This window comes from Bradyrhizobium sp. cir1 (assembly GCF_014198245.1).
GTDB lineage: Bacteria > Pseudomonadota > Alphaproteobacteria > Rhizobiales > Xanthobacteraceae > Bradyrhizobium.
In genome coordinates this window covers 34421-56240 of the sequence record NZ_JACIHE010000009.1, presented here as the reverse complement: position 1 = coordinate 56240, position 21820 = coordinate 34421, and the positions used below count along the sequence as shown (strand labels likewise).

At 64.7% G+C, this 21820-nt stretch carries 23 protein-coding genes; 14 read left to right on the top strand and 9 right to left on the bottom strand.

What is annotated here, in order from left to right; translation table 11 throughout:
• Positions 1-1224, bottom strand: a complete 1224-nt coding sequence (locus GGD63_RS19580) for a polyhydroxyalkanoate depolymerase (RefSeq protein ID WP_183244808.1) — start codon at positions 1222-1224, stop codon at positions 1-3.
• 179 nt (positions 1225-1403) lie between these two features.
• Here GGD63_RS19580 and GGD63_RS19575 point away from each other — a divergent pair, with 179 nt between their 5' ends.
• Positions 1404-2060, top strand: a complete 657-nt coding sequence (locus GGD63_RS19575; RefSeq protein ID WP_183244807.1) for a glutathione S-transferase family protein — start codon at positions 1404-1406, stop codon at positions 2058-2060.
• 278 nt (positions 2061-2338) lie between these two features.
• On the opposite strand, the gene GGD63_RS19570 is transcribed toward GGD63_RS19575, so the two are convergent.
• The gene (locus tag GGD63_RS19570) at positions 2339-2563 is read right to left on the bottom strand and encodes a hypothetical protein (RefSeq protein WP_011089440.1); all 225 of its coding nucleotides are present in this window, start codon (positions 2561-2563) and stop codon (positions 2339-2341) included.
• A 183-nt stretch (positions 2564-2746) separates the two neighbouring features.
• On the opposite strand from GGD63_RS19570, the gene GGD63_RS19565 reads away from it, so the two are divergent.
• The 6 genes from GGD63_RS19565 to GGD63_RS19540 all read left to right on the top strand — a co-directional run bounded on the left by GGD63_RS19565 (position 2747) and on the right by GGD63_RS19540 (position 8399).
• Positions 2747-3106: a hypothetical protein gene (locus GGD63_RS19565; RefSeq protein WP_183244805.1), complete on the top strand. Its 360-nt coding sequence runs from the start codon at positions 2747-2749 to the stop codon at positions 3104-3106.
• 206 nt (positions 3107-3312) lie between these two features.
• Entirely contained in the window at positions 3313-4146 is an 834-nt protein-coding gene (locus GGD63_RS19560) for an AraC family transcriptional regulator (RefSeq protein ID WP_183244804.1), read from the top strand.
• Positions 4147-4368: 222 nt separating this feature from the next.
• Positions 4369-5307, top strand: a complete 939-nt coding sequence (locus GGD63_RS19555) for an SMP-30/gluconolactonase/LRE family protein (RefSeq protein ID WP_183244803.1) — start codon at positions 4369-4371, stop codon at positions 5305-5307.
• A gap of 155 nt (positions 5308-5462) precedes the next feature.
• Positions 5463-6056, top strand: a complete 594-nt coding sequence (locus GGD63_RS19550) for a GNAT family N-acetyltransferase (RefSeq protein ID WP_183244802.1) — start codon at positions 5463-5465, stop codon at positions 6054-6056.
• 16 nt (positions 6057-6072) lie between these two features.
• Complete coding sequence (locus tag GGD63_RS19545; protein ID WP_183244801.1) at positions 6073-7719, top strand: GMC family oxidoreductase; 1647 nt, start codon at positions 6073-6075, stop codon at positions 7717-7719.
• Between the two features lie 137 nt (positions 7720-7856).
• Positions 7857-8399: an REP-associated tyrosine transposase gene (locus GGD63_RS19540; protein ID WP_183244800.1), complete on the top strand. Its 543-nt coding sequence runs from the start codon at positions 7857-7859 to the stop codon at positions 8397-8399.
• Positions 8400-9326: 927 nt separating this feature from the next.
• Here GGD63_RS19540 and GGD63_RS19535 read toward each other — a convergent pair.
• Both GGD63_RS19535 and GGD63_RS19530 read right to left on the bottom strand, forming a co-directional pair.
• Positions 9327-10169: a MoxR family ATPase gene (locus tag GGD63_RS19535; RefSeq protein WP_183244799.1), complete on the bottom strand. Its 843-nt coding sequence runs from the start codon at positions 10167-10169 to the stop codon at positions 9327-9329.
• Positions 10170-10275: 106 nt separating this feature from the next.
• A complete protein-coding gene (locus GGD63_RS19530) occupies positions 10276-10521 on the bottom strand; it encodes a GlsB/YeaQ/YmgE family stress response membrane protein (RefSeq protein WP_183244798.1) in 246 nt (81 codons plus the stop codon).
• Between the two features lie 123 nt (positions 10522-10644).
• Here GGD63_RS19530 and GGD63_RS19525 point away from each other — a divergent pair, with 123 nt between their 5' ends.
• From GGD63_RS19525 to sseA, 3 genes are all read left to right on the top strand, one after another.
• Positions 10645-11820, top strand: coding sequence for a VWA domain-containing protein (locus tag GGD63_RS19525; protein ID WP_183244797.1), 1176 nt, complete (start codon positions 10645-10647; stop codon positions 11818-11820).
• A gap of 130 nt (positions 11821-11950) precedes the next feature.
• Positions 11951-12364, top strand: a complete 414-nt coding sequence (locus GGD63_RS19520; RefSeq protein WP_018641027.1) for a rhodanese-like domain-containing protein — start codon at positions 11951-11953, stop codon at positions 12362-12364.
• 207 nt (positions 12365-12571) lie between these two features.
• On the top strand, positions 12572-13423 hold the full coding sequence (gene sseA / locus GGD63_RS19515; protein WP_183244796.1) for a 3-mercaptopyruvate sulfurtransferase: 852 nt from the start codon (positions 12572-12574) through the stop codon (positions 13421-13423).
• A 164-nt stretch (positions 13424-13587) separates the two neighbouring features.
• Here sseA and GGD63_RS19510 read toward each other — a convergent pair whose 3' ends face one another.
• Positions 13588-14352 (bottom strand): hypothetical protein, encoded by a 765-nt coding sequence (locus GGD63_RS19510; protein ID WP_183244795.1) that lies wholly within the window; start codon positions 14350-14352, stop codon positions 13588-13590.
• Between the two features lie 367 nt (positions 14353-14719).
• Between GGD63_RS19510 and GGD63_RS19505 the strand changes: the two genes are divergently transcribed.
• Entirely contained in the window at positions 14720-15901 is a 1182-nt protein-coding gene (locus GGD63_RS19505) for a L,D-transpeptidase (RefSeq protein WP_183244794.1), read from the top strand.
• Positions 15902-15959: 58 nt separating this feature from the next.
• Here the strand turns inward: GGD63_RS19505 and GGD63_RS19500 are convergent, their stop codons facing one another.
• On the bottom strand, positions 15960-16922 hold the full coding sequence (locus GGD63_RS19500) for a D-2-hydroxyacid dehydrogenase family protein (protein ID WP_183244793.1): 963 nt from the start codon (positions 16920-16922) through the stop codon (positions 15960-15962).
• 133 nt (positions 16923-17055) lie between these two features.
• On the bottom strand, positions 17056-17271 hold the full coding sequence (locus tag GGD63_RS19495) for a hypothetical protein (RefSeq protein ID WP_183244792.1): 216 nt from the start codon (positions 17269-17271) through the stop codon (positions 17056-17058).
• A gap of 233 nt (positions 17272-17504) precedes the next feature.
• Here GGD63_RS19495 and ettA point away from each other — a divergent pair, with 233 nt between their 5' ends.
• Both ettA and GGD63_RS19485 read left to right on the top strand, forming a co-directional pair.
• Positions 17505-19154, top strand: coding sequence for an energy-dependent translational throttle protein EttA (gene ettA, locus GGD63_RS19490; protein WP_183244791.1), 1650 nt, complete (start codon positions 17505-17507; stop codon positions 19152-19154).
• Between the two features lie 7 nt (positions 19155-19161).
• Positions 19162-20388 carry a lytic murein transglycosylase gene (locus GGD63_RS19485; protein ID WP_183244790.1) on the top strand — a complete coding sequence of 409 codons (1227 nt, stop codon included), beginning with the start codon at positions 19162-19164 and terminating at the stop codon, positions 20386-20388.
• 80 nt (positions 20389-20468) lie between these two features.
• On the opposite strand, the gene GGD63_RS19480 is transcribed toward GGD63_RS19485, so the two are convergent.
• Entirely contained in the window at positions 20469-20750 is a 282-nt protein-coding gene (locus tag GGD63_RS19480; RefSeq protein WP_130365097.1) for a hypothetical protein, read from the bottom strand.
• A gap of 239 nt (positions 20751-20989) precedes the next feature.
• Positions 20990-21310 (bottom strand): hypothetical protein, encoded by a 321-nt coding sequence (locus GGD63_RS19475; RefSeq protein ID WP_183244789.1) that lies wholly within the window; start codon positions 21308-21310, stop codon positions 20990-20992.
• Positions 21311-21444: 134 nt separating this feature from the next.
• Between GGD63_RS19475 and GGD63_RS19470 the strand changes: the two genes are divergently transcribed.
• Entirely contained in the window at positions 21445-21750 is a 306-nt protein-coding gene (locus GGD63_RS19470) for a hypothetical protein (protein WP_183244999.1), read from the top strand.
• Positions 21751-21820 lie beyond the last annotated feature (70 nt).

Sequence of the window (21820 nt, the reverse complement as noted above, 5' to 3'; positions counted from 1 at the left end):
TCACGAATTGACGTGCACGAAATCCCGCAGCAGCGGATAGATCTCGTTGTTCCAGCGCTTGCCCGAGAACACGCCGTAATGGCCGACGCCGGCCTGCATGTGATGGACGCGGCGATAGGCGCGCACGCCGGTGCAGAGGTCTTGTGCCGCGAGGGTCTGGCCGATGGAGCAGATGTCGTCCTTCTCGCCCTCGACCGTCATCAGCCCCATGCGGCTGACGGCCCTGGTGTTCACGGGACGGCCGCGGTGCATCAGCTTGCCTTGCGGCAAGAGGTGCTCCTGGAACACGTCGCGCACGGTCTCGATGTAGAACTCCGCAGGCAGGTCCATCACGGCGAAATATTCGTCGTAGAAGGTCTTGATCGTCGCGGCCTTCTCCTTCTCGCCCTTGGCGATGTGGTTGGCGAGGTCGAGATGCTGCTTGATGTGGCGCTCGAGATTCATCGAGACGAACGCGGTGAGTTGCACGAAGCCGGGATAGACCTTGCGCAGCGCGCCGCGGCACTGCATCGGCACGTAATTGATCAAGTTGCGCTCGAACCACTCGATCGGCTTGCTCTTGGCGAAGTCGTTGACCTTGGTCGGCTGGATGCGGGTGTCGATCGGACCTGCCATCAGCGTCAGCGTCGCCGGCCGCGACGGATGATTGTCCTCGCACATGATCGCGGCGGCCGCGAGTGCCGAGACCGAGGGCTGGCAGATCGCGACCATGTGCGGGCGCGGGCCGAGCTGTCCCAGGAAGTCGATGAGATGCTCGGTGTAGTCGTCGAGCCCGAAGCGGCCCTCGCTGCGCGGAATGTCGCGCGGATTGTGCCAGTCGGTGATGTAGACGTCGTGGTCCTGGAGCAGCGTCTTCACGGTGCCGCGCAGGAGCGTTGCGAAATGACCTGACATCGGCGCCACCAGCAGCATGCGCGGCTGCTCGGGAACGCCGTCTTTCCTGAAATGCAGCAGCGAGCCGAACGGCGTCGCATAGGCGATCTCCTCGCGGACGCCGACCTCGCGGTTGCCCGCCATGACGCTGTCGATGCCGTAGGCCGGGCGGTCATAGCTGAGGGTGGAGCGCGAGATCAGCTCCAGCGCCGCCGAGAGCCGGCCGACCACCTGGTCCGACATGCCCTGGGGCACCAGATTGAGGAATTTCAGCGCGGACGAGGCTCCCGCCCGCCACGGCGCCGTCAGATCCATTTGGTTCTGAAAGGCTTGATAATACATCGACATCATACTGAAATGCCCCCGTCCCGTGCCGTCATGCAATATCGAAGCCAGACGGGAGTCAAACCGCCCGCAAAATTGGCACATCGCTTGCTCCTGTAGCGGGGTGAGGACACGGGGAAGCTCAGCGAATGAGCACGTCCGCGGTCGGGCGGGGTGTGGGTCAAAGGCGTGAGGGAAGGGGCCATATGGCGAAAGCGACACTGACCATCAGCAGCAAGAATTATTCGTCCTGGTCGTTGCGTGGCTGGCTGCTGACGAAATTTTCCGGGCTCGATTTCGAGGAAGTCGTGACCGCGCCGGACGATGCGTCGGCGCGCGCGGAGATCCTCCTGCTGTCGTCGTCGATCCTGGTGCCGTGCCTGCGGCACGAAGGCGCCGTGGTGTGGGATACGCTGGCGATCGCGGAGTATCTCAACGAGGTGATGCCGTCAGCCGGGCTGCTGCCTGATGACCGCGTTCAGCGCGCCCATTGCCGCTCGATCTGCGGCGAAATCCATTCCGGCTTCACCACGCTGCGTGCATCGCTGCCGGTCAATCTCAAGGGCCACTTCCCCGGCTTCAAGATCTGGTCGCGCGCGCAGGCCGACATCGATCGCGTCTGGTTCATCTGGCGCGACTGCCTGGAGAAGTCGGGCGGCCCGTTCCTGTTCGGCGAGCGGCGCACCATGGCGGATGCGATGTACGCGCCCGTCGTGACGCGCTTCGTCACCTATGACGTCAAGCTCGAGCCGAGCTTGAAGGCCTATGCCGAGACCATCATGGCCATGCCCGAGATGAAGGAGTGGATCGCGGCGGCGAAGGAAGAGCCGGCCGAGATCGAGGAGCTCGAGGTCGAATATTAGGCAGGAGCGGCGTCGCCCTGCCTGTTTTGGGAGCGAGGCCTCACGCCGCCGCCCTTGGCAGCCATGTCATTGAAGCCGTTAACTTTTGGCGCTCGTCACGGGACGAGGCGGCCCTTATGGTACGCAGATATTGTATGGCCGCGCGGGTCGGTTTCGATATCTAGCCGTGAACAGCCGCGTACGGGGCCGCTCAGCTGATTCGGACGTGATTCGTTCGGGCCGCGTTCCGTTCGTTAAGGCGGAGCGCGGCCCCGTCGCATTTTGGAACATAAGCGCGGTCAGGCGACGCCGGAGTGCTTCACGCGCGGCAGGCGCCAGCCGATGACGGTCGCCTCGACCGCGATGCCGGCCTCGTGGTTCTGCCAGCGTCCTTCGACATAGCGGCAGGCGAACGGCAGCTGATACGTTCCGCTGTGATCCTCGCACAGCACTTCGACCGGCAGGCCGGGTGGCGGTTCTCCGGCGCCGTCGAATTCCGCCAGACGTCTATCGCGGGTTGCCATTGTAAAAATCTCCCCTAAACAAAGCCGCGAAAGAGCGCCCACTTCCTTCGCGCGCGGTTCACTGCTCCCCGTCCCAGGGGGAACATGCCAAGCTCAACGCGAGAATGCGGTGCGAGTGTGGTAGCCTCTCGCCGCTGCGCACAATCGGCGCACATTGCCGTGATTATTTGCCGAGGAACCCGCATGCCGCTTCGAAGCGCCGGCGTTTATTTCCTGACGTTGCTGCTCGCCACGCTGGCGGTTGCACCGCTCCGCGCGCAGGACGTGCCGGGCATCGAGATCTGCACCGTCGAGAAGACCATGGAGCGCCGCACCAGCTGTCTCCAGAGCAATGTCGACTTCCTCCAGAAGACGATCACCAAGCTCAACCTCGACCACCAGCAGAAGCTGGATGCGGCGGGTCGCCAGATCGACACGCTGAAGACAGGCGTCGCCGGCCTGCAGAAGACGATCAGTGATCTCCAGGCCGCGCAGGCGAAGACGGCCGAGGATCTGAAGAAGAAGCAGGACGCGCCGCCGCCAAAGGACGCGAAGGACAAGTAGGGCGGGTTAGCCCCGCGGCTGCGCGAAGTGCGGTCCGCTGGGCGAAACCCACCATGCTTCAGCGAATGCGGGAGAAAGTTGGTGGATTACGCCTTCGGCTAATCCACCCTACGAAGGCAGCGCCCAGGGCACGAGAGCAATCCCGATCAAGCGGGCTGCCGCGGCGGGGCGCATCATCACCTTGCCTCGAACGAGAGTCGCAACTCATGAACCCAGCCCAGCGCGCGCTCTGGTACATCGAGAGCCATCTGGCCGAGCCGATGACGCTCGACGAGATCGCCGCGGTATCAGGCGTGTCGCGGTTCCACCTGGTGCGGGCGTTTGCCGCAGCCACCGGCCTGCCGGCGATGCGCTACGTGCGTGCGCGGCGGCTGACGGAGGCCGCGCGCGGCCTGGCGAACGGCGCGCCGGACATCCTCAGCATCGCGCTGGAGGCGGACTACGGCTCGCACGAGGCATTCACCCGCGCGTTCCGCGAGCAGTTCGGCACCACGCCCGAAGCAGTGCGGGCCGCGACCAGCACCGGCCAACTCAAGCTACAGGAGCCGATCCTCATGGACTCCACCCTATCCAACAACCTTGCTGCACCGCGTTTCGAAGCCGCGAAGGCCTTCCTCGTCGCCGGTCCCACCGAACGCATCTCCTGCGACAATGGCGCCATCATTCCGAGCCTGTGGCACCGCTTCCATCAGGAGGTCGCCGATATTCCGGCGCGGGTCGGTCGCGTCGCCTATGGCGTCTGCTGCAACGGCGATGATGCCGGCAATTTCGATTACATCGCCGGCGTCGAGGTCGCCGACTTCTCGGACCTGCCGCGCCGCTTCGGTCGCATCCGCATCCCCGAGCAGCGCTATGCGGTGTTCACGCATTCCGAGCACGTCGCCTCGATCCGCCGCACGGTGAATACGATCTGGAATCAGTGGCTGCCCGCCTCGGGGCTGAAGGCCGCGGACGCGCCGAATTTCGAGCGCTATGACGAGAAATTTGATCCGGCCACTGGCAATGGCGGCTTCGAGATCTGGGTGCCAGTGCGGGAGTAGCATGATCCGGAAAAGTGCGAAGCGGTTTTCCGAAAAGATCATGCTGAAAAAATAACGCAAGGCGCGATGACCCTCATCGCGCTTTGCAGCGCAAGGCTGGCATACCGTCCCGCTTGCTTGGCAAGCCCGGGTGACTTTGTCATAACCGCAGGCAAATCTTGCGTGTGGGGCCCGTGCCGGACATCCCGTGCAAGCCATAACAAGCAGCCGGGAGGGTCCCCAATGTCCACTGCCACGCCCAACGTCCGCGTTCTCGCCACCGACCTTGAATTTCCCGAAGGGCCGGTCGTGATGCCGGATGGTTCGGTGGTGCTGGTGGAGATCCGCGGCCAGCGTCTGACCCGCGTCCACCCTGACGGCCGCAAGGAGATCGTCGCGAAAATTCCGGGTGGCCCGAATGGCGCCGCGCTCGGGCCCGACGGCAAGATCTACATCTGCAACAATGGCGGCTTCTCCTGGATCCCGACCCGCAACATGATCATGCCCGGCCCGCAGCCGGACGATTATCTCGGCGGCTCGATCCAGCGCATCGACCTGCAATCCGGCAAGGTCGAGACCGTCGTCACGAAATGCGGCGAGCACGATCTGCGCGGGCCGAATGATCTCGTGTTCGACAGGCAGGGCGGCCTCTGGTTCTCCGATCTCGGCAAGCGCCGCGCGCGCGAGATGGACGTCGGCGGCATGTACTACCTCAAGCCCGGCATGACCGAGCTCGTCGAAATCGTACACGGCGTGCTGCCGGCCAACGGCATCGGGCTGTCGCCGGACGAGAGCACCGTCTACATCGCGGAGACGCCGACCGGCCGCCTCTGGGCCTATGAGCTCTCCGCGCCCGGCACGCTGAAGCCGCGCGACGCGATCTATCGCGGCGAGCGCGGCAAGCCGATCTGCGGCCTCGGCGGCTACCAGATGTTCGACTCGCTCGCGGTGGAGGCGAATGGCAATGTCTGCGTCGCCACCCTCGTCTCCGGCTGCATCTCGGTGATCGCGCCCGATGGCACCCTGGTCGAGCAGGTCCCGACCGGCGACCGCGTCACCACCAACATCGCCTTCGGCGGCCCCGAGCTGAAGACCGCCTACATTACGCTGTCGGGCAAGGGCGAGCTGATTGCCATGGACTGGCCGCGCGGCGGTTTGCCGTTGAACTTTTTGAACAAGTGAATGTATCTGTGCCGTTACATCCGTCGTCATTCCGGGATGCGTGCGCCAGCACGCAGGCCCGGAATCCATCGGGCCTCAGAGTTTGTGGTTGAATGGATTCCGGGCTCGCAACTTCGTCGCGCCCCGGAACGACGGCAGTCATTATGGAGTGAGATATGCCCTGGCCTGATCCCATCACCCTGCGTGGACAGCACGCCCGTCTCGAGCCGCTGTCGCATCAGCATCGCGAGGGGTTGGTCGAGGCCGTCAAGGACGGCGAGCTGTCAAAACTCTGGTACACCGCGATTCCGCTGCCGGAGAACATGGGCAAGGAGATCGACCGCCGCCTCGGCCTGCAGGCTGCGGGCTCGATGCTGCCCTTCACCGTGTTCGACGCCGGCGGCAACATCGTCGGCATGACCACCTACATGAACATCGATGCCGCCAATCGCCGCGTCGAGATCGGCTCGACCTGGTACGGCAAGAGCGCGCAGCGCGGCCCGCTCAACACGCAGTGCAAGCTGCTCCTGCTCCGGCACGCCTTCGAGACGCTGAACTGCATCGCGGTCGAGTTCCGCACGCATTTCTTCAACCACCAGAGCCGCCGCGCCATTGAGCGCCTCGGGGCCAAGCAAGACGGCATTTTGCGCAGCCATCAAATCGCGCCGAACGGCACGTTGCGCGATACTGTTGTCTACAGCATTACCGCCGCCGAATGGCCGACGGTGCAGGCGCATCTGGAATTTCAACTCAACGACAAGCCGCGCTAGGGGCGGCCGAGGGACCATGGATAGATTTGATTATGTGATCGTCGGTGCGGGCTCCGCCGGTTGCGTGCTCGCCAGCCGGCTCAGTGAAGATCCTGATATCAGCGTCTGCGTGCTCGAGGCGGGCCCGTCCGACTGGCACCCGTACATCCATCTGCCGGCGGGGTTCATCAAGACCTTCCACATGAAGAGCATCAACTGGGCCTACCAGCAGGAGCCCGGCCCTTACACCGGCGGCCGCAGCATCTACGCGCCGCGCGGCAAGACACTCGGCGGCTCGTCCTCGATCAACGGCCACATCTACAACCGCGGCCAGCGCATGGACTTCGACACCTGGGCGCAGATGGGCAATCGCGGCTGGGGCTATGCCGACGTGCTGCCGTACTTCCGGCGGCTGGAGAAGCGGGTCGGCGAGGGCGAGGACACCTATCGCGGCCGCGACGGCAAGCTCATCGTCACGACGATGGACTGGCGCGATCCGCTCTGCGAGGCCTTCATGGAAGGCGCGGTCTCGCTCGGCATTCCTCGCAATCCCGATTACAACGGCAAGACCCAGGAAGGCGTCTCCTACTGCCAGCGCACCATCGACAAGGGCCTGCGCGTCTCCGGCTCGACCGCGTTCCTCAAGCCCGCGATGAAGCGGCCGAACGTGCATGTGCACACGCATGCGCACGCGACCGAGATCATCTTCGAGGGCAAGCGCGCGGTTGGCGTGCGCTACACCAAGGGCGGCCGCGGCGGCCAGCCTGTCGAAGTGCGCGCCAACAAGGAGGTGATCCTCTCCGGCGGCACCTATAACTCGCCGCAGCTGTTGCAGCTCTCCGGCATCGGTTCGCCCGATCTGTTGCAGCAGCACGGCATTGCGGTGCGCCACGCGCTGCCAGTCGGCGAGGGCCTTCAGGACCATTACGCCCCGCGCACGGTGGCGCGCGTCAAAGACATCAAGACCATCAACGAGCTCCGCCGCGGCTGGCATCTCTGGGTCGAGGCCTTGAAATGGGCCACCGCACGCAAAGGCCTGCTGTCGCTGTCGCCGACCATGGTCTATTGCTTCTGGCACTCCGGCGAGAGCGCGGAGAGCTCCGATCTGCAGCTCACCTTCACGCCGGCCTCCTACAAGGAAGGCGTGCAGGGCCAGCTCGAGGACGAGCCCGGCATGACCGTCGCCTCCTGGCAGCAGCGGCCCGAGAGCCGCGGCTATGTCCGCATCCGCTCGAGCGATCCGTTCGCGCCGCCGATCATCCAGACCAACTATCTCGACGCCGAGCTCGACCGCCGCGTCATCGTCGGCGGCATGAAGCTCGCGCGGCGGCTTCTGAAGAGTGCGCCGCTGTCGCCCTATTACGCCTACGAGGATTTCCCCGGCCCCAACGTCAACACCGACGACGAATTTTTGCACGCCGCCACCGAGCGCGGCACCACCACCTTCCATCCCGGCTGCACCTGCCGCATGGGCCCCGCCGATAGCACCTGGGCGGTGGTCGACGACCAGCTCCGCGTCCACGGCCTCGAAGGCCTCCGCGTCATCGACGCCTCGGTCATGCCGCGCATGATCTCGGCGAATTTGAATGCGTCAACGATGATGATCGCCGACCGCGCCTCGGATCTCATCCGCGGCAAGCAGCCGATGGAAGCCGCGCGCATTCCGGATGCCGCGGTGGCGTGAGGTGAACTTCGTAGGATGGGTAGAGCGAAGCGAAACCCATCATCGTGCAGCGCTCGCTGAACCAAGATGGGTTTCGCTGCGCTCTACCCATCCTACAAGAACTATAAATTCTATCCAGGGTTGTGTTATGATGCGGCATGACCTCCTATCGCCGCAACTTCATTCCAGGTGGAAGTTTCTTCTTTACCGTCAATCTGGCGGACCGAAGCCTGTCGTTGCTGACGGCGCATATCGACCCCTTGCGCGCAGCATTTCGCGAAACACGCAAGCGGCATCCTTTCACGATCGACGCGATCGTGGTGCTGCCGGAGCATCTTCACACGGTCTGGACGATGCCGGATGGCGATGCCGATTTCGCGACACGCTGGCGGCAGATCAAATCGGCCTTCTCCCGCAACCTTGCACCTGACGAGATGGTTTCACCTAGCCGCGCCGCCAGAGGGGAGCGCGGCATCTGGCAGCGCCGTTATTGGGAGCACACGATTCGGGATGCGGACGATTATGCCCGACATATCGACTATGTGCACATCAATCCCGTGAAGCACGGCCTCGTCAAACGAGTGCTCGATTGGGCTCCGTCGTCGTTCCATCGTCATGTGGAGCTTGGCGTTTATCCGGTAGATTGGGCTGGTGATCTCTCAAAGTTTGAGAGCGGTGGTGACTTTGGAGAACGGAGTTGACGCGATAGTCCGCAGGATAGGTAGAGCGCAGCGAAACCCATCATCGTGCAGCGCTCGCTGAAGCAAGATGGGTTTCGCTGCGCTCTACCAATCCTACAAGCTCTGCCTTAGCGAGCGGCTCATGAAGTGTTGCCCGTCTATCCCGTCGGGCAAAACACCTCGTACCCCGTCAACCCCCTCCCGCGAAAATATTCCACTTTACCGAAATTCGGAATTGCTGCATAAGTCGAAACAGCCCGGCCCGACGAAGAGGGGCGGTTCGCGAGTCGTTCGAAACGCGGGCCGGGTTGCGGTGGACGCGGCAGCGTCGTGCGCGAGAGGCGCGGGCAGGGCGGGTAGTCCCTGTGAGCCCGAGGCTTCGTGCGGACGAGCGGCGCTGAAGTCCGGCGAAGCCTCTTGGCGAAGCCGGATGAGCTGCGTACGGCAAAACCGTGTGGTCCTGGCCGTCGTTGCTACGGTCAAGCCTTTCGCGAAGATGCGCGCGAGCCCAACCGGGTAGACGGCATCGTCAATTCGCGGGGCGAGGGAGGCCAGAGGGAATTCGGCTCCCGGGAGAGCACGGCATAAGCTGTCCGACCATCGCGCAGGGAAGGCCGTGTGTTGGGCTTCACCTGTATGCTGTTGTGCGGTTTCTCTGCGCTACACGCGCACAGCAGACCGCGGGTGCCGCTGGCACCCGGCCTTCCCTGCGCCCTCTTTCTTGGGGCGACGGAATGAAGCAAAGCTCGGGCGAGATGAGCCGCGAGATTGCGAAGGTGCGTCTGCGGCTACGCACTCGCTGTCATCGCCCGCGAAGGCGGGCGATCCAGTATTCCAGAGGCGGTTGTGATTGAGCCGAGAAGCTGCGGCGTACTGGATGCCCCGGTCAAGCCGGGGCATGACACCGGTGGTGGGGATGCAGCCGAGCTATCACAGGCGAACTCGCGCTTACACTTCCCTTCGGCTCAAAAACGCCAGCCGCTCGAACAGATGCACGTCCTGCTCGTTCTTCAGCAGCGCGCCGTGCAGCGGCGGGATCAGTTTGCGCGGGTCGCGTTCCCGCAGTTGCTCGACGCTCATGTCCTCGTTGAGCAGCAGCTTGAGCCAGTCCAAAAGCTCCGAGGTGGACGGCTTCTTCTTCAGCCCCGGGACCTCGCGCACCTCGAAGAAGATGCGCAGTGCCTCCTCGACCAGGCGCTTCTTGATGCCGGGGAAGTGGACGTCGACGATGCGGCCCATCGTGTCGGCGTCGGGGAACTTGATATAGTGGAAGAAGCAGCGGCGGAGAAAAGCGTCCGGCAGCTCCTTCTCGTTGTTGGAGGTGATCATCATGATCGGGCGCTGCTGGGCCTTGATCGTCTCGCCGGTCTCGTAGACATGGAATTCCATGCGGTCGAGCTCGAGCAGCAAATCGTTGGGGAATTCGATGTCGGCCTTGTCGATCTCGTCGATCAGCAGCACCGGGCGCTGCTCGGCGGTGAAGGCTTCCCACAGCTTGCCGCGCTTGATGTAGTTCTTGATGTCCGACACCCTGGCATCGCCGAGCTGGCTGTCGCGCAGGCGCGACACCGCGTCGTATTCGTAGAGGCCCTGCTGCGCCTTGGTGGTGGACTTGATGTGCCAGGTCAGAAGCGGTGCGTTCAACGCCTTGGCCACTTCCTCGGCCAGCACCGTCTTGCCGGTGCCGGGCTCGCCCTTCACCAGGAGCGGGCGCTCGAGCACGATCGAGGCGTTGACGGCAACCTTGAGATCGTCGGTCGCAACATAGTCCTTGGTGCCGGTAAATTTCATTGCGCGTCCTTGTTGGTCGTCGTCGCGAGGCATTGCCAGTATCATGGCCTCGGTCACGACAAGCGAACGGCCGCTCGCGGCGGCCGTTCCTGGTTCGGTCAGGCTTTCAGACCCGTTTTATCAGCGAAAGGATGACCAGCACAATCACCGCGCCGATGGTGGCGTCGACGATGGCACCTAACGTGCCGGTGGCAAGCCCGATATGCAGCTGTGGCAGCACCCAGCTCGCCACCAGCGCGCCGATGATGCCGACCACGATGTTGCCGACCAGCCCAAATCCCGCCCCGTGGACAATCTTGCCCGCGAGCCAGCCTGCGATCGCGCCGATGATGAGCGCTGCGAGAATTCCCATTGCAAACGTCCCCAAAACAACCCCTTGAGGCGGTCAATTCTAGAGCAAAAACCCTCCCGGTCCAGCGCAGAGCGATCGTCTCCGCCCCTTGACGTTCGCCACCTGACGGGCAATCTGTCACCCATGTTCCTGCAATTCTTCACCTCTCTGCGCGACGCGCAGGTCCCCGTGACGCTGCGCGAATACCTCACGCTGATGGAGGCGCTCGACGCTGACCTTGCGGACTATACGGTCGAGAATTTCTACTACCTGTCGCGCGCTTCCCTGGTGAAGGACGAGCGCAACCTCGACAAGTTCGACCGCGTCTTCGGCACGGTGTTCAAGGGGCTGGAGAGCCTGCTCGATGCCATGGAGAAGGCGGAGATCCCCGAGGAGTGGCTGAAGAAGCTCGCCGAAAAGTACCTGACGGAAGAAGAGAAGAAGCAGATCGAGGCCATGGGCTGGGACAAGCTCATGGAGACCTTGAAGAAGCGCCTCGAGGAGCAGAAGGGCCGCCACCAGGGCGGCTCGAAGTGGATCGGCACCGCCGGCACCTCGCCGTTCGGCGCCCACGGCTACAATCCCGAGGGCGTGCGCATCGGCCAGGAGAAGAACCGCAACAACCGCGCCGTGAAGGTGTGGGACAAGCGCGAGTTCAAGGATCTCGACGGCAATGTCGAGCTCGGCATCCGCAACATCAAGGTGGCGCTGCGGCGCCTGCGCAAGTTCGCCCGCACCGGCGCGCCCGACGAGCTCGATCTCGACACCACCATTCGCGAGACCGCCAATCACGGCTATCTCGACGTGCACATGCGCCCCGAGCGGCGCAACGCGGTGAAGCTGCTGGTGTTCTTCGACATCGGCGGCTCGATGGATGCGCATATCGAGCAGGTCGAGGAGCTGTTCTCGGCGGCGAAGAGCGAGTTCAAGCACATGGAGTATTTCTACTTCCACAACTGCCTCTATGAAGGCGTGTGGAAGCAGAACAAGCGCCGCTTCACCGACCGCACGCCGACCTGGGACGTGCTGCACAAATACCCGCACGACTACAAGGTCGTGTTCGTCGGCGACGCCTCGATGTCGCCTTACGAGATCATGGTGCCCGGCGGCTCGGTCGAGCACGTCAACGAGGAGCCCGGCTCGGTCTGGCTCGACCGCATCATCCGCACCTATCCGCACGCGGTGTGGCTCAATCCGGTCGCTCAGAAGCACTGGGACTATTCGGAATCCACCACCATCATCAAACGCATTTTTGCGAACCGCATGTACCCGATCACGATCGAAGGGCTCGAGGGTGCGATGAAGGAATTGACGCACTAGCTCCCGCCGTCATTCCGGGGCGATGCGAAGCATCGAGCCCGGAATCCATCGGGCCGCAGCGCGTGTAGAGAAATGGATTCCGGGCTCGCGCTACGCGCGCCCCGGAATGACGAGAAGAGGGAGATACAAAATGCCCCAGACCATCACCCGCGGCATCAAGGCGCTGATCGACGAGGCCAATGCCGAGATCGAGACGCTCACCGCCAAGGATGCCATCGAGATCTCCAAGAACGGCGATGTCGTCATCGTCGACATCCGCGATCCCCGCGAGATCGAGCGCGACGGCCGCATCCCCGGCGCGTTCGCCTGCACCCGCGGCATGCTCGAATTCTGGATCGATCCGCAGAGCCCATATGCAAAACCGATCTTCCAGGAGGACAAGAAGTTCGTGTTCCACTGCGCAGGCGGCTTGCGCTCCGCGCTCGCCGCCAAGACCGCGCAGGACATGGGTCTCAAGCCCGTCGCCCACATCGCCGGCGGCTACGCCGCCTGGCGCGATGCGGGCGGGCCGACCGAGCAGTGGGAGCCGAAGAAGAAGGGCTAAGAAGTGCCGCGCTGTCGCGCCAATCTCCGCTGTCATTCCCCGCGAAGGCGGGGAATCCAGTACGCCGCAGCCTCTCGGCTCAATCACACCCGCCTCTGGAATACTGGATCGCCCGATCAAGCCGGGCGATGACAGCGGAGTTTGTCGCGCACGGCTTCAACCTCGCTCGTGCTGCGCACGCCCCGGAATGATCACAAGGAATAACGCATGACCACCGACCCCCTCGTCTCCACCGAATGGCTCGCCGCTCACATGGGCGACGCCAACGTCAAGATACTCGACGCCAGCTTCAAGCTGCCGGGCGTGCTGCCGCTGCCGAAGGACGACTACCTTGCCGCGCATCTGCCCGGTGCTGTGTTCTTCGACGTCGATGCGGTGTCGGATCATTCCAACCCGCTGCCGCACATGTATCCGACCGCCGAGCAGTTCGGCCGCGACATCGGCAATCTCGGCATCGGAAACAGCGACACCGTCGTGATCTACGATGCCGGCGGCTGGGTCGCCGCGCCGCGCGCGTGGTGGATGTTCCTGGCCTTCGGCCATAGCAATGTGCGCATCCTCAATGGCGGCCTGAAGAAGTGGCGCGCCGAAGGCCGCGCGATCGAGAGCGGCGAGGTGAAGCCAAAGCCGCAAACCTTCAAGGCGAGCTACGATTCAAAACGCGTGCGCAGCATTCAGCAGCTCATTGCCAACGTGGAGAGCCGCGCCGAGCAGGTGATCGATGCGCGCGCCGCCGATCGTTTCGAGGGCCGCGCGCCCGAGCCGCGCGCGGGCATTCGCTCCGGCCACATCCCGGGCGCCCGCAACGTGCCCTACAATCAGCTGTTCGATGCTGCGTCCGGCGAGATGAAGCCGCTCGATGATCTCCGCGCCGCCTTCACCGGCGCCGGCGTCAGGCTGGATGCGCCGATCGTGACGAGCTGCGGCTCCGGTGTGTCCGCAGGCGTGCTCACGCTCGCGCTCTATCGCCTCGGCGTCACCGACACCGCGCTGTATGACGGCTCCTGGTCGGAATGGGGCCAGGAAAAAGGCCCGCCGATCGCGACCGGGCCGGCGTAACCTCGTCGCCGCAGCGGCGGTCCACTCCCTCGCCCCGTTCTTACGGGGAGAGGGTTGGGGTGAGGGGCCTCTCTCCCCGCGTGAGACTGCCGCGAGACCTGTACCCCCTCACCCGGATCGCAAGAGCGATCCGACCTCTCCCCGCAAGCGGGGAGAGGTGAAGATCAGCGCGTCCTCGCGGTCGTCGCAAACGTCTGTTGCGGCTGCCCGAACGGATCGAGCTGCTGCTGCAACTGCTGAGGCGGCGGGCGCCGCACCACGCGGTGCCGCTTCTTCGCCGCGCGCTTGGTCGCCTTGCTGTCCGGCTTGCTGGCGTCGGTCTTCACGTCAGACTTGGCCTTCGCCGGCGGATCCTTCGAGGCCGTGGTCGCGGGATCGTTCAGTGCGGCCAGCTTGGCCGAGGCGACGTCGAGCGCTGAGGAGGCCAGGGCGACACTGGGATCAGCCGGTGCCGGCGCGCTGGCGGTCGCGGCAGGCTTCGCCTCGGGAAGCGGCGCCGTGGTGTCGGCGGCAGTGAGTGTGTCTGTCGCGGCGGGGGCTGCGGCTTCCGCCGTGGTCTCGTCCCTGGCCGGCTCGGCGGCCGGGGTATCAGCCGCTGATGCGGCGACCTGCGGCGCCGCGTCGGCCTCGCTTGCTACCGGGGCCGTCTGCTCAGGCTCCTGGGCCGGCAATCCGATGGTCGGCACCTGGTCGCGCAGCGTCGGCGCGGGCTCGGCCGGCTCCGGCTCCGCGCGCAAGGCCGCGAGCACCGGTTGGGCCGGCTCGGGGGCTTGCGCGAACACCTGCTCCTGCGGGCCGTTCCGCCAGGAGGGGTTGCTGACATACTGCTCATGGGTCGCCCGCAGCAGCGCGGCGGCCCCTAGGCCGAACACCAGGATGGAGGTTGACAGCAGGATCGCGGCAAACAGGAAGCGAAAGCCGGGAAGCATCGGACGGGTTACGAATTTCCGCCCCGGCGGGTGGTGGCCGGGACCCAAGAGCCATCTGAACGCGGTGACGGTACTGCTTGCCGCGTTCGCCACGCGGGGGTCGGAGCTCAAAGCGGTGGCGAATCAGGCTGATTCGAACATACCGCAACGATTCCGACCCGTTCCGCTAAAATCGGGGCCGAAGCTCCGGCAATTAAGGGTGCAATGCGATTTCCGCCCCGTGATGCAACGGGGCAACGGTCGTTTTGCGGATCACAAATCGGCAAATCCAGCGCAAATCGGCCTGATATGTCTTGAATGTGCCGCTATCTTCGGTCATCTGGCCGTTAACGGTCTGGACGGGCCCGGGGTCTATACAAGAGCGATGATGATCAAACATTTTCTGACGATATGCGCTGCCGCAACAGTCGCTGCGGCGGGAACCTCGCTCGCACAGGCTCAGAGCTATCCGGTCCAGCAGGCGCCGAGCTATGGCGCGCCGGCCGAATATCGGCCCGGCGACCGCACGCCGAGTTTCGACGCGCTGGATGACGAAGACGACGCGGTGCCGCAGGCTTCGCTGCCGCCGCCCGGCCCGGTCGATGATCCGCGTTACGGCCGCCCGGCCGGCCCGCCGGTGTACTCCGCCGCTCCGCCGCAGGGGCCGGTGATGTCGCCGGATGATCCCCGTTATGGCCGTCCGGCTGGCGCCCCGCCGGTCTATTCGGCGGCTCCGCCGCAGGGCCCCGTGATGTCGCCCGACGATCCCCGCTATGGGCGCCCCGCCGGCCCGCCGCCGGTGATCTACGCCAATCGTCCGGGCCAGCAGGCGCCTGCCAATGACGGCTTGCGTCCGCCGGAAGCGGTCGGTGGTCCCGCCGCGACCGGAACGGTCCAGGCTGCCCAACCGCCTGTCGGCGCCGATGGCCGGCCGATGACGATTGCCTCGCTGCCGCCCGAGGAGCAGCCCGATGCTGCGCCGGCACAGCTGCCGCCGAACCTGCGCCGCCAGGAAGTCTCGTTCCAGACCAAGGAGCCGGCCGGCACCCTCGTGGTCGATACGCCCAACACTTACCTCTATTACGTCCTCGGTAACGGCCGCGCGATCCGCTACGGCGTCCGCGTCGGCCGCGACGGCTTCACCTGGACCGGTGTGCAGAAGATCACCCGCAAGGCGGAGTGGCCGGATTGGCATCCGCCGACCGAGATGATCGAGCGCCAGCCCTATCTGCCGCGCTTCATGGCCGGCGGTCCCGGCAATCCGCTCGGTGCCCGCGCGATGTATCTCGGCTCGACCGTCTACCGCATCCACGGCACCAACCAGCCTTCGACGATCGGCAAGTTCGTCTCCTCCGGCTGTATCGGCATGCTGAACGAGGACGTCTCGGACCTGTTCGACCGGGTCAAGGTCGGCACCCGCGTGGTGGTGATGCCGGGCGGCCCGGCGCCGGGAACGGCGACCGCATCCGCAGCGCCAGCGCCGGCTCCGATGTCCGCCCAGGCCGGCCCGGTCGCCGGCACGCAGCCGACGGTCGTGCCGCCGCTGCCCGCGCCGGTCACCGTTCGCTAAGAGCTTCGCCGATACCCAGATTGCAAAAAGGGCGTGCCGTCGGCACGCCCTTTTCGTTTCAGGCCAGCTTGCGCGGCAGCTCGCTACCCTCAGTGAAGGCGTCGATCGCCTCGACCATCTGGCCGTAATGGATGCGCAACCCGTCCTTGGTCGCGTAGCCGAGATGCGGTGTCAGCACGAGATTGTCGAGCTTGCGGAAGGGATGGTCGACCGGCAGCGGCTCGACCGAGAACACATCTAAGCCAGCGCCCGCGATCTTCTTCTGCTGCAACGCCTCGAGTAGAGCCTGCTCGTCCACGATCGGCCCGCGCGCGGTGTTGACGAGGAAAGCCGTCGGCTTCATCCGTGCGAGATCGGCGCGGCCGACGAGGCCACGCGAGCGCTCGCTCAGCACCACATGGATGGTGACGATATCGGCCTTGGCGAACAACTCCTCCTTGCTGGCATAGCCGACGCCGGCCGCCGCGCACTTCTCAGGCGTGAGGTTGGGACTCCAGGCGATCACGTTCATGCCGAACGCCTTCGCAATGCTCGCCATCTTGCTGCCGAGCTTGCCGAGCCCGATGATGCCGAGCGTCATCCCCTCGATCTCGACACCGGCAAAGGTCTGCCACGGTTCGCCCGCATGCATGCGCGCGTTCTCGCGGCCGATGCCGCGGGTCAGCTCCAGGATCAGCCCCATGGTGAGTGGTGCCGTGGGATCGCGCGAATATTGCGTGCCGCCGATCGCAATGCCCTTCGCCTTTGCCGCCTCCATGTCGATCGAGGCGTTGCGCATGCCGGAGGTGAGCAGCAGCTTCAGCTTCGGCAAGCAATCGAACAGGCTCTTGGGAAACGCCGTGCGCTCGCGCATCGCGCAGATGATCTCGAAGTCGGCCAGCGCGCCCGCCGCGGCCTGCTGCGAGGCGAAGGGATGGCTGAACACGGTGACGTCGACGCGGTCGGACAATTTCGGCCAATCGGCGACGTCGAGGGCGAGGTTGAAATAGTCGTCGAGAATTGCGCAGCGCAGCCGGCTCATCAGCATTGATCCATGGCGAGAGGTGACGGCGCTGGGCGGGAGGCGCCATCGTCGGAACCGGGCCATGGTTGCGCGCAATCAGCCTCGCGCGCAAGCAGCCTGCGTCTTCAAAAATCCGATAGGAGGTCGTCGCTCAGAGGTCGCGGGGCTTCAGCCGGATCGGCGCATCCAGGCCATGCTTGGCGCGCCAGGCGGGGCCGGGGCCGCGCATGTAGTGCAGTTCGGGCCGGTAGGGATTGAAGGCGGTGGTGAAGAAGCGCTTCCAGAAGGCCTTGATCTCCGAGACGAACCCGGAGACGTGCCCGGCTCCTGCCGGAACAGGAAGAGAATTGGTCTCGATCAGAGCCATGATGCGGCCTCGCTGTGCTCCCCGTTCGTTCTGACGGGCGGCGCTGTTTCCGCGCGAAACCGAGCTTTGGCCTGCTTTATTAAAAAATGGTTTCAATTGTCCGGATCTGCGTCCGGATGGTGTCCGTCCCGTATTCATCCGTGGTGAACGGAGGGAAAACGTTGCCCTTTGGGGGCGGGATCGTTACATCGGCGGCAAGCAAATTTCCTCAAATCGAAGGTTTCACGGGACCGATGGCGCGCCAGTTCATCTATTTCATGCAGGGCCTGACCAAGAGCTATCCGACCCGGAAGGTGCTCGATAACATCCATTTGTCGTTCTACCCGGACGCCAAGATCGGCGTGCTCGGCGTCAACGGCTCGGGTAAGTCGACCCTGCTCAAGATCATGGCCGGGCTCGACAAGGAATATACCGGCGAGGCCTGGGTCGCCGAGGGCGCCCGCGTCGGCTATCTCGAGCAGGAGCCCCACCTGGATCCTGCGCTGTCCGTGCGCGAGAATGTCATGCAGGGCGTCGCCAAGCAGAAGGCGATCCTCGACCGCTACAACGAGCTCGCGGTCAACTATTCGGACGAGACCGCCGACGAGATGACCAAGCTGCAGGACGAGATCGAGGCCCAGGGCCTCTGGGATCTCGACAGCAAGGTCGACCAAGCCATGGACGCGCTGCGCTGTCCGCCCGACGATGCCGATGTGACAAAACTCTCGGGCGGTGAACGCCGCCGCGTGGCGCTGTGCCGGCTGCTGCTCGACCAGCCCGAACTGCTGCTGCTGGACGAGCCGACCAACCATCTCGACGCCGAATCCGTGTCGTGGCTGGAAGGGCATCTGCGCAACTATCCCGGTGCGATCCTGATCGTCACCCACGACCGCTACTTCCTCGACAACGTCACCGGCTGGATCCTCGAGCTCGATCGCGGCCGCGGCATCCCCTATGAGGGCAACTACTCGTCCTGGCTAGTGCAGAAGCAGAAGCGCCTCGAGCAGGAAGGCCGCGAGGACGCCGCGCACCAGAAGACGCTCGCCCGCGAGCAGGAATGGGTTGCGTCCTCGCCGAAGGCGCGCCAGGCCAAGTCCAAAGCGCGCTACCAGCGCTATGAGGAGCTGCTCAAGAAAGCGAGCGAGAAGCAGACTCAGGCCGCACAGATCATCATTCCCGTTGCCGAGCGGCTCGGCGCCAACGTGGTCGATTTCGAAGGCCTCAGCAAAGGCTTTGGCGATCGCCTGCTGATCGACAACCTCACTTTCAAGCTGCCGCCCGGCGGCATCGTCGGCGTGATCGGCCCCAACGGCGCTGGCAAGACCACGTTGTTCAGGATGATCACGGGCCAGGAGAAGCCGGACTCAGGCACGATCACGGTCGGCGAGACCGTGCATCTCGGCTATGTCGACCAGTCGCGCGACGCGCTCGACGGCAAGAAGACCGTGTGGGAGGAGATCTCCGGCGGCAACGAGCTGATCCTGCTCGGCAAGAAGGAGGTCAACTCGCGCGGCTATTGCTCGTCGTTCAACTTCAAGGGCGCCGACCAGCAGAAGAAGGTCGGCGCGCTCTCCGGCGGTGAACGCAACCGCGTGCATCTCGCCAAGATGCTGAAGTCCGGCGCCAACGTGCTGCTGCTCGACGAACCGACCAACGACCTCGACGTCGATACGCTGCGCGCGCTGGAAGAGGCGCTGGAGGACTTTGCCGGCTGCGCCGTCATCATCAGCCACGATCGCTGGTTCCTCGACCGCATCGCAACCCACATCCTCTCCTTCGAGGGCGACAGCCATGTCGAATGGTTCGAGGGCAACTTCCAGGACTACGAGAAGGACAAGATGCGCCGGCTCGGCCAGGACAGCATCATCCCGCACCGCGTGAAGTACAAGAAGCTGACGCGGTGATGGCGGCATGATGCGGCGGGCGCTCATCGCTGCGGTGATCGTCATCACCTGCGGCTGGTCGCCCGCTCGCGCCGCCGATGCGGCCTTCACGCAGTTCATCGCCTCGCTCTGGCCGGAGGCGCAGGCGGCCGGCGTGTCACGCTCCACGTTCGACGAGCAGACGCGCGGGCTCGAGCCCGACTACAAGCTGCCCGATCTGATCCTGCCGGGACGGCCCGCGACCGGTGCGCCGTCGCAGGCCGAGTTCGTGCAGGTGCCTGCCGACTACGTCAAGGACGCCTCGATCGCGCGCCTTGCGGGCGAGGGGCAGCGGTTGCTGCAAAGATATCGGCCGGCGCTGACCGAGATCGAGAAGAGCTCCGGCGTGCCCGCGACCGTCATGCTGGCGATCTGGGGACGCGAGACCGACTACGGCCGCTACACGCTGCCCTATGATCTGGTTCGTGTGCTCGCGACGCAGGCCTATGTCGGACGGCGCAAGGACACCTATCGCAACGAGTTCATCCTCTCGCTGAAAATCCTCGGCGAAGGCGTGGTGACGCGCAAGGACATGCGCTCGTCCTGGGCCGGAGCGACCGGTCTCACGCAATTCCTGCCATCCGAATATTACAAGCACGGCGTCGACTTCGACGGCGATGGCCGCATCGACATCTGGCATTCGGTGCCGGATGCGCTGGCCTCCGCCGCGCAGCAGCTCGTCAACAAGGGCTGGCAGAGCGGCGTGCGCTGGGCTTACGAGGTGCAGGCGCCGGCGAAGGTCGATTGCACCACCGGTGTGCCGGAGGTGACGAAGCCGATCGGTCAATGGCTGCGCGAAGGCTTTGTACCGGTGCGCGGCGCGAGGCTCAGCGCGGCCGAGCAGGCGCAGCCGGCCTCGCTGCTTCAGCCCGAAGGCATCTATGGTCCGTCATTCCTCACGACGAAGAACTATTTCGTCATCAAGGAATACAATTTCTCCGACCTCTACGTGCTGTTCGTCGGCCATCTCAGCGATCGCATGACGAGCCCGCTGTCGTTTGCAACGCCCTGGTCGGCCTCGAAGCAATTGCGCACCAGGGACGTCGAGACCATGCAGCGCGGGCTGACGCGCGTCGGGCTCTACAAGGACAAGATCGACGGCAAGGCCGGCATGCAGACGCGCGCCGCGCTGGGCGCCTATCAGAAGTCGGCAGGCCTCAAGGTCGATTGCTGGCCGAGTGAAGAGGTACTGCGTTCGATCCAGGCGGCGCGATAGCGCGAGGCCAAAAGAAAAAGCCCGGCCGATGCTCTCGGCCGGGCTTCGATCGTGGCGCTCAGAAGCGCCGCGCGATCAGATCAGTAGCAGACGCGAACCGGGCGGCTGACCCAGCCGTAGCCGTCCCAATAGCGCTCACGACGCCAGTAGCAGGGCGCGGGCGGCGGGGGCTCGGCGACGTAAACGGGACCGCCATAGGCGGGGCGGCTCGACGCGATGGCGCCGCCGACGATGGCGCCGCCGATCAGGCCGGCTGCGATGCCGGCGCCGACGCCGTCATGGGCCTTCGCGGACGGAGCAGCGGTCACCAGCGAACCGGCGACCGTCGCGACCGTGAGGGCGGCAACTAAAGTCTTCTTCATGCTCTTGGCTCTCCTGGGAGATGGGTTCCTCTTGTTAGAGGCGCCCGGGGTTCAAAGGTTCACGCACACTCTGATGGAATTGGCCTTGCAGCTAGGAAGCGCGCAAATGGTCAATCCACGGTAAACGCACACGGAGCTGTGACGAGAAAAAGCGGTCTTTTTCAGGCCCCAAGATGAATGGCATATCCGTAGTGAACCGGTCCAGGCAAGCGCTGCAAACGCGCCGGCTCCGGCGGGTCTCAGCCGCAAACCCGGACGCGGCGGACGCGCCAGGCGTAGCCGTCCCAGAAGCGCTGCTTCTGCCAGACGCAGCCGCCGTAATAGTCGTCGGCAACATAACCCGGGCCCGGCGCGTAGTAGCGCGGCGGGTAGTAGCCCGGTTCATAGTAGCCCGGGCCTGGTCCGTAATAATACGGAGATGCCAGCGCGCCGCCGACGATGGCGCCGCCGATGATGCCCGCCGCCACGCCGGCTGCGACGCCGCGCTGGGCATGGGCCGGCGTTCCGACCGTCAGGGCCACAGTGGCGATGGCAACGGCTGCCAGGAGCGACTTCTTCATCGGTTGGACCTTTCGCATAAGCACGCGGGAACTCTTTGGGAATAGAGTTCCATACTTCGTTTGAATGATCAATGAACGGCACCTTTGCCGGGGGCGACCAATTGGTATGGACCGCAGCCTCCGCCAGGGAGACGATGATGGGCAACGCGATGATCAATGCATTGATTGCTGCCGGGGTCGTCTTTGCGATCGGCTACGGCTGGATCACCCACCTCCAGAACCGTGGCCAGCGGCGCTCGCGCGCAGGGGCAGGCGGTGATGGCGATGGGGGCGACAGCTATTCGGGGACCAGCGACGGCTTCTCGCTGGGCAGCTGGTTTTCCAACGACAGTTCGGGCAGCCCGACCGACGGTGGCAGCTGCTCCAGCAGTGACGGCGGAAGCAGCGGCGGAGATTGCGGGGGCGGCGGTGACGGTGGGGGAGGCGGTGGCGGCGACTAGGCGCGCAACCTTGATCCACCGCAATACCCTATTTTAGAGCCGTTCTAGGCTGTACCCGGGCCAGTTTGGA

Excerpts from the sequence above, each read along its gene's own strand:
- GGD63_RS19525 (WP_183244797.1), top strand. The coding sequence starts at position 10,645 with ATGTTCCTGCAATTCTTCACCTCTCTGCGCGACGCGCAGGTCCCCGTG.
- GGD63_RS19580 (WP_183244808.1), bottom strand. The coding sequence starts at position 1,224 with ATGATGTCGATGTATTATCAAGCCTTTCAGAACCAAATGGATCTGACG.
- GGD63_RS19570 (WP_011089440.1), bottom strand. The coding sequence starts at position 2,563 with ATGGCAACCCGCGATAGACGTCTGGCGGAATTCGACGGCGCCGGAGAA.
- GGD63_RS19510 (WP_183244795.1), bottom strand. The coding sequence starts at position 14,352 with ATGCTTCCCGGCTTTCGCTTCCTGTTTGCCGCGATCCTGCTGTCAACC.
- GGD63_RS19500 (WP_183244793.1), bottom strand. The coding sequence starts at position 16,922 with ATGAGCCGGCTGCGCTGCGCAATTCTCGACGACTATTTCAACCTCGCC.
- GGD63_RS19535 (WP_183244799.1), bottom strand. The coding sequence starts at position 10,169 with ATGAAATTTACCGGCACCAAGGACTATGTTGCGACCGACGATCTCAAG.
- GGD63_RS19545 (WP_183244801.1), top strand. The coding sequence starts at position 6,073 with ATGGATAGATTTGATTATGTGATCGTCGGTGCGGGCTCCGCCGGTTGC.
- sseA (WP_183244796.1), top strand. The coding sequence starts at position 12,572 with ATGACCACCGACCCCCTCGTCTCCACCGAATGGCTCGCCGCTCACATG.
- GGD63_RS19565 (WP_183244805.1), top strand. The coding sequence starts at position 2,747 with ATGCCGCTTCGAAGCGCCGGCGTTTATTTCCTGACGTTGCTGCTCGCC.
- GGD63_RS19495 (WP_183244792.1), bottom strand. The coding sequence starts at position 17,271 with ATGGCTCTGATCGAGACCAATTCTCTTCCTGTTCCGGCAGGAGCCGGG.
- GGD63_RS19505 (WP_183244794.1), top strand. The coding sequence starts at position 14,720 with ATGATCAAACATTTTCTGACGATATGCGCTGCCGCAACAGTCGCTGCG.
- GGD63_RS19475 (WP_183244789.1), bottom strand. The coding sequence starts at position 21,310 with ATGAAGAAGTCGCTCCTGGCAGCCGTTGCCATCGCCACTGTGGCCCTG.
- GGD63_RS19560 (WP_183244804.1), top strand. The coding sequence starts at position 3,313 with ATGAACCCAGCCCAGCGCGCGCTCTGGTACATCGAGAGCCATCTGGCC.
- GGD63_RS19540 (WP_183244800.1), top strand. The coding sequence starts at position 7,857 with ATGACCTCCTATCGCCGCAACTTCATTCCAGGTGGAAGTTTCTTCTTT.
- GGD63_RS19555 (WP_183244803.1), top strand. The coding sequence starts at position 4,369 with ATGTCCACTGCCACGCCCAACGTCCGCGTTCTCGCCACCGACCTTGAA.
- GGD63_RS19520 (WP_018641027.1), top strand. The coding sequence starts at position 11,951 with ATGCCCCAGACCATCACCCGCGGCATCAAGGCGCTGATCGACGAGGCC.
- GGD63_RS19470 (WP_183244999.1), top strand. The coding sequence starts at position 21,445 with ATGATGGGCAACGCGATGATCAATGCATTGATTGCTGCCGGGGTCGTC.
- GGD63_RS19530 (WP_183244798.1), bottom strand. The coding sequence starts at position 10,521 with ATGGGAATTCTCGCAGCGCTCATCATCGGCGCGATCGCAGGCTGGCTC.
- ettA (WP_183244791.1), top strand. The coding sequence starts at position 17,505 with ATGGCGCGCCAGTTCATCTATTTCATGCAGGGCCTGACCAAGAGCTAT.
- GGD63_RS19485 (WP_183244790.1), top strand. The coding sequence starts at position 19,162 with ATGATGCGGCGGGCGCTCATCGCTGCGGTGATCGTCATCACCTGCGGC.
- GGD63_RS19575 (WP_183244807.1), top strand. The coding sequence starts at position 1,404 with ATGGCGAAAGCGACACTGACCATCAGCAGCAAGAATTATTCGTCCTGG.
- GGD63_RS19480 (WP_130365097.1), bottom strand. The coding sequence starts at position 20,750 with ATGAAGAAGACTTTAGTTGCCGCCCTCACGGTCGCGACGGTCGCCGGT.
- GGD63_RS19550 (WP_183244802.1), top strand. The coding sequence starts at position 5,463 with ATGCCCTGGCCTGATCCCATCACCCTGCGTGGACAGCACGCCCGTCTC.